This window comes from Pantoea sp. BS_8, assembly GCF_041954965.1.
Classification (GTDB): domain Bacteria; phylum Pseudomonadota; class Gammaproteobacteria; order Enterobacterales; family Enterobacteriaceae; genus Pantoea; species Pantoea stewartii.
Window position 1 is genome coordinate 296,291 of sequence record NZ_JAVAXU010000002.1, and the last position, 13,221, is coordinate 309,511.

Here is a 13,221-nt window from a genome sequence, read left to right on the forward strand (position 1 = left end):
TTCTCCAGACAGAGGCAATGTGTTTAAGCGTAGTCAGCCTGTCCGGCATGATGTTGAGGATTTACAAAAGATTAAACAGCGTGGGCGTGATAAAGACGGGATGAAAAAACAGGCGGTAAGGGGCCCGCGACCTGAACGGCGCGGGCAAACGGAACTTACTCGAAAAAGGTCTCGGGATTATCCGCCAGTGAGATGAACTCTTTACCGCCCGGCGTGAGCGCCAGAATGGTGCCCGACTCAATGTCGTAAACCCAGCCATGCAGACGCAGCTTGCCCTGACGTAACCCTACCGACACCGAAGGATGGGTTTTCATGTTGTTTAGCTGCGCAATCACGTTCTCCTGCACCATAGCGTTGAGCTTTTTCTCGGGTGATTCATAGTCACGCTGCTCCACCACCGCTTTGGCCGCATCGGCAAAGCGCAGCCAGTGCTCGACGGCTGGCATGCTGTCCATGCAGGCACAGGACGAAATCGCGTTCATCGCACCGCAGTTAGAGTGGCCACAGATGATGATGTCAGAAACGCCCAGCACCATCACCGCATACTCAATGGTGGCTGACACGCCACCCGGCTCCGGCCCAAAAGACGGCACAATGTTGCCCGCATTACGGATAACGAATAGCTGCCCGGGTTCCTGCTGCGTGACCAGCTCCGGCACCAGACGGCTGTCTGAGCAAGAGATAAACAGGGCTTTCGGGTTCTGATTTGAGGCCAGACTTTTGAACAGCGCCTCTCTTTCAGGAAAGACAGTCTGCTGAAAACTCAGAAACCCGTTAATGATCTCTTTCATTATTTTGCTCTCACATTATCCACGTCATTGTCTGAAAGGCCAGGCTCTCAGCACTTGTTAAGCGAATCATTATTAATGAAAACAAGCAAATATCAACCAACAATATGACCTTCAAATGGCGTTATCACCTGCGTTGATAAGAAAATTAACGAATTAATTTTTAGCTATTTATTAGAAATCCTTTTGCAAAACGGCGGGTTACTGCGGTTTTCTTCCTTTCCGATCATCGGCTTAAACGCCTGTCACTCTCGGGAACCCTTTACGGTTTTTTGCGTGACTTTACACTGTTATGCCTGAGGTCAGATAACGCTACAATTTTCATCGCAACACAGGTAAAATCGCGCGCCATTGCTGTGCTGAACCGGAAACCACCTTATGTCCACTACTACTACACTGCCGCCGCGCGTGGGATTTGTCTCGCTTGGCTGCCCCAAAAACCTTGTCGACTCTGAGCGCATTCTGACGGAACTGCGCACCGAGGGCTATGAGGTGGTCCCACGCTATGACGATGCGGAAATCGTTATCGTCAACACCTGCGGATTCATCGACAGCGCCGTCCAGGAATCGCTGGAAGCGATCGGTGAAGCCCTGAACGAAAACGGCAAGGTGATTGTGACCGGCTGCCTGGGAGCGAAAGTCGACCAGATTCGCGAAGTGCACCCGAAGGTACTGGAAATCACCGGTCCGCACAGCTATGAACAAGTGCTGTCGCACGTGCACCGCTACGTGCCGAAGCCCCAACATAATCCGTTCCTGAGCCTGGTGCCGCAACAGGGCGTGAAGCTGACGCCGCGTCATTACGCTTACCTGAAAATTTCTGAAGGCTGCAACCATCGCTGCACCTTCTGTATCATCCCGTCTATGCGCGGCGATCTCGACAGTCGTGCCATTGGCGAAGTGCTGGACGAAGCAAAACGGCTGGTTGAAGCGGGCGTGAAAGAGTTGCTGGTCATTTCGCAGGATACCTCGGCTTACGGCGTGGACGTGAAACACCGCACAGGGTTCTGGAACGGCGCGCCGGTGAAAACCAGCATGGTGAGCCTGTGCGAGCAGTTAGCGAAACTCGGCGTGTGGGTTCGCCTGCATTATGTTTATCCTTATCCTCACGTGGACGACGTGATTCCACTGATGGCAGAAGGCAAGATTCTGCCGTATCTGGATATCCCGCTTCAGCACGCCAGCCCACGCATTCTGAAGCTGATGAAGCGTCCGGGTGCCGTGGAACGCACGCTGGAGCGCATTAAGCGCTGGCGTGAGATCTGCCCGACGCTGACGCTGCGCTCAACGTTTATTGTAGGCTTCCCCGGCGAAACCGAAGAAGACTTCCAGATGCTGCTCGACTTTATTAAAGAAGCGCGTCTGGATCGTGTGGGTTGCTTTCAGTACAGCCCGGTTGAAGGCGCAACGGCAAACCAGTTACCCGATCCGGTCGATGACGCAGTGAAACAGGAACGTTATGACCGCTTTATGCAGTTGCAGCAGCAGATCTCTGCCGAGCGCCTGCAGGAAAAAATCGGCCGTGAAATTATGGTCATCATCGATGAAGTCGATGAAGAAGGCGCGATTGGTCGCAGCATGGCTGACGCGCCAGAGATCGATGGTGCCGTCTATCTGAATGGCGAGAGCAACGTTAAGCCGGGCGATGTTCTGCGTGTCAAAGTGGAACATGCTGACGAATACGATTTGTGGGCGAGCCGCGTCTAACCATACTTCTGCTGGTGCGCTTTTTTGCGCGCCAGATAGTCGTCATCTGCCCGTAGCTTATCCCAGTACGCTTTGAAAATGGCCGCCGCAGCGGCCTTTTCTTCGTCCCTGCCCCGGGGCAACTCCTTGCCCTCCGCATCGTATTTTCGTCCGCCCTTATGGTTGCTGTAGCGGCGCGCGCGGGTGTAGCCCATTTGAATAAATTTGCGCGCCATGTCCATGCCCACAAAGTCATCCTGCTGGCGATAGGCTTCGAACAGCCGCATGATTTCTTCTGCCGAGGCTTTCGCAACCTCAACGGTACGAAAACGCCAGTGCGGCAGGATTTCGCCTTTATAGGGCTGGACCATCAGCACGCCCTGCTCACCGCGCCCGACCTGATAACGTTCAGGATGTTTGCGGAAGTCGATAGTGCTGAAGTCTTGTTCATAGTCAAAAGGTTTCATGTCTTCAGTTTAGGATCAAGTGCGTCACGTAGCCCGTCGCCAAGCAAATTAAAGGCTAAAACCGTGAAAAAAATAGCCAGTGCCGGAAAAATCGCCACGTGCGGCGCGATAACCATATCCGCGCGCGCTTCGTTGAGCATCGCGCCCCACTCTGGCGTCGGTGGCTGCGCGCCCAGCCCCAGAAATGACAGGCTTGCGGCGGTGATAATCGAGGTCCCGATGCGCATGGTGAAGTACACCACAATAGAGGATACCGTGCCGGGCAGCAGGTGACGTATCATGATCGTCCAGTCTGACGCTCCGATACTGCGGGCTGACTCGATGTAGGTTTGCCGTTTCAGTACCAGCGTATTGCCGCGCACCAGGCGGGCAAAGGCGGGAATACTGAATATCGCCACGGCGATAATGACGTTACTGATGCCACTGCCCATGATGGCCACGACGGCAATCGCCAGCAAAATGCCGGGAAACGCAAACAGCACGTCGCAGATGCGCATGGTGATCCTGTCCCACCAGCCTTCATAGTAGCCCGCCAGCAGTCCTGCCAGCGTCCCCACTATCGCCCCTATCGCGACGGAAACGAAGCCGGCGAGAAGCGAAATTCGGGTTCCCACCAGCACGCGGCTAAAGATATCGCGTCCCAGTGAATCCACGCCAAACCAGTGCACCAGTGAGGGGCCGTCGTTGAGTCGGTCGTAATCAAAGTAATTTTCTGCATCGAATGGCGCAACATACGGTGCCGTAAACGCCAGTACGATCAGCACCAGGACAAACAGGCCCGCCAGCAGAGCGACCGGCTGACGACGAAAGCGTCGCCAGAATTCCCGCCAGGGCGTTCTTACACGGTTGCTGTCCAGCAGTGGCATGTGTTTGAGTGCCGCTTCCCGTCGCCAGTTTTTCATCAGGTGTCCTTAAAGCGAATCGCCGGGTTAATGACGGCATACAGCATATCGACAATCAGATTGATCAAAATAAACTCCAGCGAAAACAGCAATACCTCTGCCTGAATCACCGGATAGTCACGCATCTGTACCGAATCCACCAGCAGGCGTCCCAGCCCCGGCCAGTTGAACACGACCTCAACCACAATCGAGCCACCCAGCAGGAAACCAAACTGCAGGCCCATCATGGTGACCACCGGTATCATGGCATTCCGCAGACCGTGCTTAATCACCACGCGGTACTCACTGACGCCTTTGGCACGCGCGGTGCGCATGTAATCTTCCTGCATCACCTCCACAAAGGATGCCCGGGTGAAACGGGCCATCACAGCCGCTACCGCCGCGCCCAGCGTGAGGGAAGGCAAAATATAGTGCTGCCAGCTGTCTGCGCCCACCGTTGGCAACCAGCCCAACTGGACGGAAAACACGTCCATCAGTAACATGCCCAGGGCAAAAGCCGGAAAAGAGATACCCGAAACCGCGAGCGTCATGCCGAGGCGATCCGGCCAGCGATTGCGCCATACGGCCGAAACAATGCCGATCGCCATGCCCAGGATCACCGCCCACACCATGCTGGTGAGCGTCAGCCACAGGGTTGGCATAAAACGCGTAGCGATTTCCGCCGAAACCGGACGCCGGGAAACCAGCGACTGACCAAAATCCCCCTGCAGCGCATTGACGATAAAGTGCACGAACTGCACCGGCAGCGGTTTATCCAGGCCCAGCTCCTGACGGACCAATGCCACCACAGACGCATCGGCTTCCTGTCCGGCAATCAGCCGCGCCGGATCGCCCGGCAGCAGATGGACAAACAGAAACACCAGCACTGCCACGATAAACAGCGTGGGAATCAGGCCCAGCAGGCGTTTAAGAAAATAGTTAACCATGTGACATCCCACACAACAGTCAGCAGCGCAGCTGACCTGCCCGGTGCCTCATTGCTGACGAGGCACCGGGCATCACACATCCTGTTCAGGACAGAACAGGTCCGGCGAATTACTTCATCTCGGCGTCATCAAAACTGAATGACGTGTCCGGCATCATGTAAAAACCGCTCAGGTTTTTGCTGTGTGCGGACACCAGTTGCTCCACCACCAGCGGGATCCACGGATGATCGTTCCAGATGGTGTCCTGCGCATCTTTATACAGTTTGGCTTTTTCCGCCTGATCGGTCGTTTTCAGCGCGTCGGCCAGGTCTTTATCCACCTTCGGATTGCTGTAAAACGCCGTGTTGAAGATCGCCGGTGGCCAAGCTGCGGTTGCGAACAACGGCGTCAGCGCCCAGTCGGCTTCACCCGTTGAGGCTGACCAGCCAGTGTAGAACATGCGCACGCCGCTCTCTTTCTGGCCCTTGCCTTCCACTTCCGCTGCGCGCTGTCCCGCATCCATCGCGGTCACTTTCACCTTCACGCCGACCTGTGCCAGTTGCTGCTGAACAAACTGCAACACTTTCTGTGCCGTGCTGTGGTTATGCGACGACCAGAGCGTGGTGTCGAAACCGTTCGGATAACCCGCTTCTTTCAGCAACGCTTTTGCTTTAGCGGGATCGTAAGGAATGGGCGGATACGTTTGCGCATAGGCAATAGAGGGAGGCACTACGCCGGTAGCAGGTGTGGCATAACCGGCGAACGCAACTTTAACCAGTGCCTGGCGATTGATCGCGTACTCCAGCGCCTCACGCACTTTCGGATTATCAAACGGTTTTTGTGTCACATTCAGGCTGATGTAGCGCTGCATGATGGAGGGCGATACCACCACGTCCAGCTTGCTGTCCTTCTCCAGCAATTTGGCCTGCTCATAAGGCACCGGGAAGGCAAAGTTCGCTTCACCGGTCTGCAGCATGGCCGCACGCGTATTGTTATCCACGACCGGGCGCCACGTAATGCTGTCGAGTTTGGGATAGCCTTTTTTCCAGTAGCCGTCCCATTTCTTCACCTTCACAAAGTCGGTCTGATTCCAGGTCACAAATTCGAACGGCCCGGTGCCCACCGGATGAAAACCGATGTCCTTACCGTATTTTTTCAGGGCGGCAGGGGAAATCATCACCGCCGCAGGGTGCGCCAGAATATTAATAAAGGCCGAGAACGGCTGCTTCAGCGTAATCTTCACCGTCGTGGGATCGACCGCTTCCGTGCTGGCGATGTATTTAAACAGGTTATAACGTTTGAGATGGTTGTCGGGATTACTGGCCCGATCCAGGTTGACCTTGACCGCCTCGGCATTAAAGTCGGTGCCATCCTGAAACTTCACGCCTGAGTGCAGCTTAATGGTGTAGGTCAGGCCATCGCCGCTCACCGTGTAACTGTCCGCCAGCACATTGGTCAGCTTCATATCTTTATCAAAGCCAAACAGCCCCTGATAAAATGATTTCGCGACCGCCTGGGACAAGGTGTCGTTAGCGTCATAGGGATCAAGCGTGGTGAAATTGGAGGCGACGGCGATCACCGCATCACCCGCGGCCCAGGCGGGCAGCGTCATGACGCTACTTAATATCCCTGCTGCCAGTAAGCTTCTACGCATCGTTATCTGCATTGTTTTCTCCTGTAATCCCTGTCTGATTTATCGCCGTGGCGATAGCGTATTATTTCAGATCGCGCTGGTGGCAGAGCGAGCCACAAAATGACCGGGGGCCACTTCCATCAGCGAAACCCGTTCGGGTTCATCGCCCAGTGCACGAATCGGGCTGGGGATCTCATCGACCAGCAGACTGCGCTCGCGTTGCCGACGTGTCGGGTCGGCAACCGGCACGGCGGCCATTAATTTTTGGGTATACGGATGATGTGGCTGCCCGAATACCGACTGACGTGGGCCGATTTCCACAATCTGTCCAAGATACATCACCGCTACGCGGTGGCTGATGCGCTCAACCACCGCCATATCATGGGAAATAAACAAAAAGGCGATACCAAATTCACGCTGAAGGTCGAGCATCAGGTTGATGATTTGTGCCTGAATGGAGACATCAAGCGCGGACACCGACTCATCGGCAATCACCACTTTGGGGTTCAGCGCCAGTGCCCGCGCGATGCAGATACGCTGACGCTGGCCACCCGAAAACTCATGCGGATAACGCTTTGCGTGTTCCGGCAGTAAGCCAACCTTTTCCAGTAACCAGGCCACGCGCTGTTCCGCTTCGCGTCGTGGCATCACCTTGTGAACCAGCAGCGGCTCCATAATCGAAAATCCCACCGTCAGGCGCGGATCGAGCGATGCATAAGGGTCCTGGAAGATAAACTGAATATCGCGCCGCAGATGCGCCAGCGCCGCTCCCGAAAGATCGTTAATACGCTGCCCGTCAAAGGTAATGCTGCCTCCCTGACTGGCGACCAGTTTTAGCAGTGAACGTCCGGTGGTCGATTTACCGCACCCGGACTCCCCCACCAGCGCCAGCGTTTCGCCTGCATACAGATCAAAGCTGATGTTCTCGACCGCGTGCACCCGGCTCGTTACGCGATTCAGTAATCCTGAGCGAATATCGAAGCGCGTGACCAGATTGCGCACCTGCAGGATGGGCGGGCGATCGTGACGTACGGTGTTTTGCGGTACGTCGGGTGCCGCATCGTTGAGCAGGAGAGGAAATTTCGCGGGCAGCGGCTGGTCCTGCATCGCACCCAGGGTCGGGACAGCGGCCAGCAACGCCCGGGTGTAAGGCTGCTGCGGTGCGCTGAACAGCTCGGCGGTAGGGGCGTTTTCCAGCACCTCACCGCGATACATCACCTGGACGCGGTCCGCCATTTCCGCCACCACGCCCATATCGTGAGTGATAAAAATCACGCCCATCTGCATCTCTTTCTGCAGCTCGCGGATCAGTTGCAGGATCTGGGCCTGAATCGTCACGTCCAGGGCAGTGGTCGGCTCGTCGGCAATCAGCAGCGCAGGCTTACACGACAGGGCCATCGCAATCATCACGCGCTGCCGCATACCGCCGGAAAGCTGGTGCGGATAACGGCGCAGCATACTTTGTGCGTCAGGAATGCGTACCCGATCCAGCATACGACGCGCTTCCGTCAGGGCTTCGGACTGGCTTTTACCCTGATGCAGTCGAATGGATTCTGCGATCTGATCGCCTACCGTAAACACCGGATTCAGCGAGGTCATCGGTTCCTGGAAAATCATGGCCATATCCGCGCCGCGCACCCTGCGCATCTGACCGCGCGGCATCCGCATCAGATCCAGTGCCTCACCACTGCGCCGACGCAGCCGTATCTCGCCACTGACCTCTGCGCTGTCCTGCGCCAACAGGCGCATGATCGCCAGTGAGGTGACGGATTTGCCCGAGCCGGACTCGCCCACTAAAGCCAGCGTTTCGCCGCGAAACACATCAAGTGAAAGATGACGCACGGCTTCGGTCACCTGGCCGTCATGGTGAAAACGTACGTTCAGGTCGCGCACCGCCAACACCTGTTCGGGAGACAGAGGGAGCCTGTCAGGCTGGCTGTTAGCTTTCACGGTAAATTGCGACCTCTGCGACGTCATCCACCCGGGCAACAGCCCGGTACATGCCTTCGCTGTTGAACGGCAGTGCCACATTGCCCTCCCGATCAACCGCAATCAGCCCACCACTGCCGCCCAGCTCCAGCACGCTGTCATGAATCACATTGACGCTGGCCTGTTGTAATGTCCGCCCGGCGTAACGCATTTGTGCCGCCACATCGTAGGCCGCCAGGGTGCGGATAAACACTTCGCCAGTGCCGGTGCAGGACACCGCCGCGCTGTCGTTACTGGCATAGCAGCCTGCGCCAGGCAACGGTGAGTCGCCTACGCGCCCCTGCTGTTTATTGGTCATGCCGCCGGTCGATGTCGCCGCCGCCAGGTTTCCCGCCAAATCCAGCGCCACGGCACCGACCGTGCCAAACTTACGATCCGGGTCAAGAGGATCGCCGCCCTGGGCGGCGCCATCGTGGTCAAGCACAGCGGCATCGCTGCGCAGCGCCCGTTGCAGTTGCTCCAGGCGTTCAGGCGTGGAAAAGAAATCCGGTTCAACCTGCTCAAGCCCCTGCGCAAACGCAAAGGCTTCGGCCCCTTCCCCAATCAACAGGACATGCGGGCTGTGGTCTAACAGCGCACGCGCTGCCAGTACCGGGTTGCGCAGCCGGGAGACGCCCGCCACTGCCCCAGCCTGCAGCGTTCTGCCATCCATGATGCTGGCATCCAGCTCATGCGTGCCCTGATGGGTAAACACAGCCCCTTTACCCGCATTAAACAGCGGGCACTCTTCCAGCCTGCGCACCGCTTCAGTCACCACATCCAGCGCGGATGCGCCCTGCACCAGCAGGGTTTGGCCATGTGTCACAATATCGTGAAGCGCCTGACGATAAGCCTGTTCTTTCTCTGCGCTCATGGCAGCACGCGTAATTGCGCCTGCGCCGCCATGAATGGCGATCACTGCTTTAGCCATACTGCATTACCCTGTGGTTGCATCAGAAGGAAAAACACTGATTTTGAATGGTTTTAGGTCTTGTTAGCGTATTTTTGAATATAGAAAGCCCGCCATAGCTTGTAAAGCGGAAACTGGTCCCGCGCTAATAACCTTTCGTTGTGGCTTATACCGATGTGACTCTGAGGATAAAAGCCACCATAATAGTCAGCAATTGCAACAGACAGACTGAGACAATAATGGAAAGCTTTACTGCCGGGCTGATTTCCCTTGAAGACGCGCAACAGAAGATGCTGGCGCAACTGACGCCCATCACCGAATCCCTGGATGTGCCCCTGACCGACGCGGCCGGGCGCATCACCGCCTGCAGCGTGACCTCCCCCATTGATGTACCGCCTTTTAACAACTCAGCCATGGACGGTTATGCCGTCAGGCTTGCTGATATGCAAGAGGGTCAGCCCTTAACGGTTGCCGGTAAAGCCTTTGCCGGTGCGCCGTTTTCGGGTGACTGGCCTGCGGGCAGTGTCATCAGAATCATGACGGGCGCGCCGGTACCGGACGGCTGCGATGCCGTCGTCATGCAGGAGCAAACCCATCTGCAGGGCGAACAGATTGTTATTGATGCGCCCGTAAAAGCCGGACAAAACATCCGCCTGATCGGCGATGATATCCAGGCAGGCCATCAGGTCCTTGCGCCTGGCGTGCGCCTGGGCGCTGCGGAACTGCCGTTGCTGGCCTCATTAGGCATCGCCACGGTGAAGGTGCTGCGCAAACTGCGCGTGGCAATTTTCTCCACCGGGGATGAGCTGCAACCCGTGGGCCAGCCGCTGTTTGACGGACAAATCTATGACACCAACCGGTTTGCCATCTCCCTCATGCTAAATAAGCTGGGCTGCGAGGTAATCGATCTTGGCATTGTTCGCGACGATCCGGTCGCCCTGCGGGCTGCCTTTATGGACGCCGATCGCCAGGCCGATGTGGTCATCAGCACCGGCGGTGTCTCTGTCGGTGAAGCCGACTTTACTAAGGCGATGCTGGAGGAACTGGGCAGCATTCGCTTCTGGAAGCTGGCCATTAAACCGGGCAAACCTTTCGCCTTTGGCCGCCTGGCAAACAGCTGGTTCTGCGGCCTGCCCGGCAATCCGGTCTCGGCCGTCGTGACCTTTTATCAACTGGTGCAGCCCCTGCTGGCCCGTCTGACCGGACAGTCAGCTTCGGCTTTACCGCCACGTCAGCGCGTGCGTACAGCAAGCGCACTGAAAAAATCGCCGGGCCGTCTGGATTTTCAGCGCGGTGTGCTGCGGCGAAATGCTGAGGGTGAAACAGAAGTCGTCAGCACGGGTGCCCAGGGTTCGCATGTGTACAGCTCGTTTTCACAGGCTAACTGCTTTATCGTACTGGAGCGTGAGCGCGGCTATGTCGAGGCGGGAGAATGGGTGGATGTTGAGCCCTTCAACGCCCTGCTGGAGGGATAAATGCTGCCCGAACTCAGCCACGAGGAAATGCTGCGCTATAACCGGCAAATTGTCCTGCGGGGGTTTGACTTTGACGGACAGGAAGCCCTGAAGGCCAGCCATGTGTTGGTCGTGGGCCTGGGCGGTTTAGGCTGTGCAGCCGCCCCTTATCTGGCGGCAGCGGGCGTCGGTCACCTGTCTCTGCTGGATTTTGATACGGTTTCGCTCTCAAACCTGCAGCGACAGATTCTGCATCATGATGCGGATATTGGTCGGGCCAAGGTCGAATCCGCCCGGGCACGCCTGGCGGAGATCAATCCCCACTGTCAGTTATATCCTGTCCACGGCCAGTTGGACGATAACGCGTTGCGGGCGCTCATCGCCAGGCAGCAGGTTGTGGTCGACTGCACGGATAATGTCAGCGTGCGTGAACAGCTTAACCGGCTTTGTTATGAACTGAAGGTGCCTCTGGTTTCGGGCGCGGCGATTCGCATGGAAGGTCAGTTGAGTGTGTTTGACTGGCAGCCTGGTGCGCCCTGCTACCGCTGTATCAGCCGTTTGTTTGGCGCTCAGGTGCTCAGCTGCGTGGAAGCCGGTGTAATGGCGCCGCTGGTGGGCGTTGTCGGTGCCATGCAGGCGATGGAAGCGATAAAACTGCTGACCCGGTTTGGCACGCCCGCGCGCTCACGTTTGCTCATGTATGATGCCATGCGCGCAGAGTTTCGCACGATGCATGTCGCACAGGATCCGAATTGTGAAGTCTGTGGCCATTCTGAGTGCAGAGACTAAAGGCCGGTCTGATTGAACGCTGAGCGTGAGCGATTACAAAAGGCGGGGCAATGCACGAAAGAAAATGGGGTAGCCAGCGCTACCCCGCAGGCCTTAAACGATGCCCTGACTGCGCAGGTAGTCTTCGTAATTCCCGGTGAAATCGACGATGCGATCCGCCTTGATTTCCATTACACGCGTCGCCAGTGAGCTGACGAATTCACGGTCATGGGAAACGAAAATCAGCGTGCCTTCATACATTTCCAGCGCCATGTTTAATGACTCGATGGATTCCATATCCAGGTGGTTGGTGGGTTCATCCATAATCAGAATGTTAGGCTTCTGCATCATCAGCTTGCCGAACAGCATGCGCCCTTTCTCACCACCTGACAGCACCTTCGCGGGCTTTTTAATGTCGTCCTGAGAGAACAACAGGCGGCCAAGAATACCGCGTACGGCCTGCTCATCATCGCCCGGCTGCTTCCACTGACTCATCCAGTCAAAAACCGTCAGATCGTCAGCAAAATCGTCTGCGTGGTCCTGCGCGTAATAGCCAATTTTGGCATTCTCGGACCATTTAACGCTGCCGCTTTCTGGCGTCAGTTCGCCAACCAGGGTTTTTAACAGCGTGGATTTACCAATACCGTTAGCCCCTAATATCGCCAGTTTTTCACCGACTTCCAGCAGCAGATTAAGATTTTTGAACAGAGGACCGTTATCAAAGCCTTTCGTCAGGCCTTCCACTTCCAGTGCATTACGGAACAGTTTCTTATCCTGTTCAAAACGGATATATGGATTCTGACGGCTGGAGGCTTTCACTTCTTCCAGTTTTATTTTATCCATTTGTTTAGCGCGCGAGGTGGCCTGACGCGATTTAGAAGCGTTGGCACTAAAGCGGCTGACAAACGACTGCAGATCGGCAATTTGCGCTTTTTTCTTGGCGTTATCCGCTAACAGACGTTCACGCGCCTGGGTGGCCGCGGTCATATATTCATCATAATTACCGGAATAAACGCGCAGCTCGCCATAGTCCAGATCGGCCATGTGCGTGCAGACCATATTGAGGAAGTGACGGTCGTGCGAAATGATAATCATGGTGCTGTCGCGTTCGTTTAACACCTGCTCCAGCCAACGGATGGTATCGATATCCAGGTTGTTGGTCGGTTCGTCCAGCAACAAAATATCCGGATTAGAAAACAAGGCCTGGGCTAAAAGAACGCGTAATTTAAAGCCTGGCGCAATTTCGCTCATCGGCCCGTAATGCTGTTCAACCGGGATGCCCACGCCAAGTAATAATTCACCGGCGCGCGATTCCGCGCTGTAACCATCCATTTCGCCATACTGTACTTCCAGGTCTGCGACTTTGTAGCCTTCCTCTTCGCTCATTTCGGGCAGGGAATAAATACGGTCACGTTCCTGTTTCACTTCCCATAATTCATGGTGCCCCATGATTACCGTATCAATCACACTATATTGTTCAAAGGCGAACTGGTCCTGGCGTAATTTACCAATACGTTCATTGGGATCGTAGGAAACATTGCCGCCCGACGGCACCAAATCGCCACCCAAAATCTTCATGAAGGTGGATTTTCCGCTGCCGTTCGCACCGATTAAACCGTACCGATTACCGCCGCCAAATTTAACGGAGATATTTTCGAACAGTGGCTTGCTGCCAAACTGCATGGTGATATTGCTGCTAACTAACACGGCATTGACCTTAGTGAAGAGAGTGGATGGAAA

The 13,221-nt window shown here is 55.9% G+C and carries 11 protein-coding genes; 3 read left to right on the forward strand and 8 right to left on the reverse strand.

Features of this window, described 5'->3' with window-relative positions; translation table 11 throughout:
* Positions 1-155: 155 nt before the first annotated feature.
* On the reverse strand, positions 156-791 hold the full coding sequence (locus tag RAC65_RS06805) for a carbonic anhydrase (RefSeq protein WP_033737671.1): 636 nt from the start codon (positions 789-791) through the stop codon (positions 156-158).
* Between the two features lie 375 nt (positions 792-1,166).
* Between RAC65_RS06805 and rimO the strand changes: the two genes are divergently transcribed.
* Positions 1,167-2,495, forward strand: a complete 1,329-nt coding sequence (rimO, locus tag RAC65_RS06810) for a 30S ribosomal protein S12 methylthiotransferase RimO (RefSeq protein ID WP_039341398.1) — start codon at positions 1,167-1,169, stop codon at positions 2,493-2,495.
* Here rimO and RAC65_RS06815 read toward each other — a convergent pair.
* The 6 genes from RAC65_RS06815 to RAC65_RS06840 all read right to left on the reverse strand — a co-directional run bounded on the left by RAC65_RS06815 (position 2,492) and on the right by RAC65_RS06840 (position 9,280).
* Positions 2,492-2,941 (reverse strand): DUF4385 domain-containing protein, encoded by a 450-nt coding sequence (locus RAC65_RS06815; RefSeq protein WP_033737673.1) that lies wholly within the window; start codon positions 2,939-2,941, stop codon positions 2,492-2,494. The two genes, rimO and RAC65_RS06815, sit on opposite strands and share 4 nt — an antisense overlap.
* Positions 2,938-3,843 carry a glutathione ABC transporter permease GsiD gene (gsiD, locus tag RAC65_RS06820; protein WP_039341402.1) on the reverse strand — a complete coding sequence of 302 codons (906 nt, stop codon included), beginning with the start codon at positions 3,841-3,843 and terminating at the stop codon, positions 2,938-2,940. The genes RAC65_RS06815 and gsiD overlap by 4 nt, the downstream gene beginning before the upstream one ends.
* Positions 3,843-4,769: a glutathione ABC transporter permease GsiC gene (gene gsiC, locus RAC65_RS06825; protein WP_058701044.1), complete on the reverse strand. Its 927-nt coding sequence runs from the start codon at positions 4,767-4,769 to the stop codon at positions 3,843-3,845. The genes gsiD and gsiC overlap by 1 nt, the downstream gene beginning before the upstream one ends.
* A 109-nt stretch (positions 4,770-4,878) precedes the next feature.
* Positions 4,879-6,414, reverse strand: a complete 1,536-nt coding sequence (gene gsiB, locus RAC65_RS06830; protein WP_033737674.1) for a glutathione ABC transporter substrate-binding protein GsiB — start codon at positions 6,412-6,414, stop codon at positions 4,879-4,881.
* A 54-nt stretch (positions 6,415-6,468) separates the two neighbouring features.
* Positions 6,469-8,358, reverse strand: coding sequence for a dipeptide ABC transporter ATP-binding protein (locus tag RAC65_RS06835; protein ID WP_164483087.1), 1,890 nt, complete (start codon positions 8,356-8,358; stop codon positions 6,469-6,471).
* Complete coding sequence (locus RAC65_RS06840; protein WP_375096532.1) at positions 8,321-9,280, reverse strand: isoaspartyl peptidase/L-asparaginase family protein; 960 nt, start codon at positions 9,278-9,280, stop codon at positions 8,321-8,323. Before RAC65_RS06840 ends, RAC65_RS06835 begins: the two co-directional genes overlap by 38 nt.
* A gap of 218 nt (positions 9,281-9,498) precedes the next feature.
* Here RAC65_RS06840 and moeA point away from each other — a divergent pair, with 218 nt between their 5' ends.
* The gene (gene moeA, locus RAC65_RS06845) at positions 9,499-10,734 is read left to right on the forward strand and encodes a molybdopterin molybdotransferase MoeA (protein WP_375096533.1); all 1,236 of its coding nucleotides are present in this window, start codon (positions 9,499-9,501) and stop codon (positions 10,732-10,734) included.
* Positions 10,735-11,502 carry a molybdopterin-synthase adenylyltransferase MoeB gene (moeB, locus tag RAC65_RS06850; RefSeq protein ID WP_039341414.1) on the forward strand — a complete coding sequence of 256 codons (768 nt, stop codon included), beginning with the start codon at positions 10,735-10,737 and terminating at the stop codon, positions 11,500-11,502. It abuts the gene before it with no gap.
* Between the two features lie 93 nt (positions 11,503-11,595).
* On the opposite strand, the gene RAC65_RS06855 is transcribed toward moeB, so the two are convergent.
* Positions 11,596-13,188, reverse strand: a complete 1,593-nt coding sequence (locus RAC65_RS06855; RefSeq protein ID WP_039341417.1) for an ABC-F family ATPase — start codon at positions 13,186-13,188, stop codon at positions 11,596-11,598.
* Between the last annotated feature and the right edge of the window lie 33 nt (positions 13,189-13,221).

Coding starts and splice junctions, on each gene's coding strand:
- rimO (WP_039341398.1), top strand. CDS start 1,167: ATGTCCACTACTACTACACTGCCGCCGCGCGTGGGATTTGTCTCGCTT.
- RAC65_RS06835 (WP_164483087.1), bottom strand. CDS start 8,358: ATGACGTCGCAGAGGTCGCAATTTACCGTGAAAGCTAACAGCCAGCCT.
- RAC65_RS06815 (WP_033737673.1), bottom strand. CDS start 2,941: ATGAAACCTTTTGACTATGAACAAGACTTCAGCACTATCGACTTCCGC.
- RAC65_RS06840 (WP_375096532.1), bottom strand. CDS start 9,280: ATGGCTAAAGCAGTGATCGCCATTCATGGCGGCGCAGGCGCAATTACG.
- gsiD (WP_039341402.1), bottom strand. CDS start 3,843: ATGAAAAACTGGCGACGGGAAGCGGCACTCAAACACATGCCACTGCTG.
- moeB (WP_039341414.1), top strand. CDS start 10,735: ATGCTGCCCGAACTCAGCCACGAGGAAATGCTGCGCTATAACCGGCAA.
- RAC65_RS06805 (WP_033737671.1), bottom strand. CDS start 791: ATGAAAGAGATCATTAACGGGTTTCTGAGTTTTCAGCAGACTGTCTTT.
- gsiC (WP_058701044.1), bottom strand. CDS start 4,769: ATGGTTAACTATTTTCTTAAACGCCTGCTGGGCCTGATTCCCACGCTG.
- gsiB (WP_033737674.1), bottom strand. CDS start 6,414: ATGCAGATAACGATGCGTAGAAGCTTACTGGCAGCAGGGATATTAAGT.
- moeA (WP_375096533.1), top strand. CDS start 9,499: ATGGAAAGCTTTACTGCCGGGCTGATTTCCCTTGAAGACGCGCAACAG.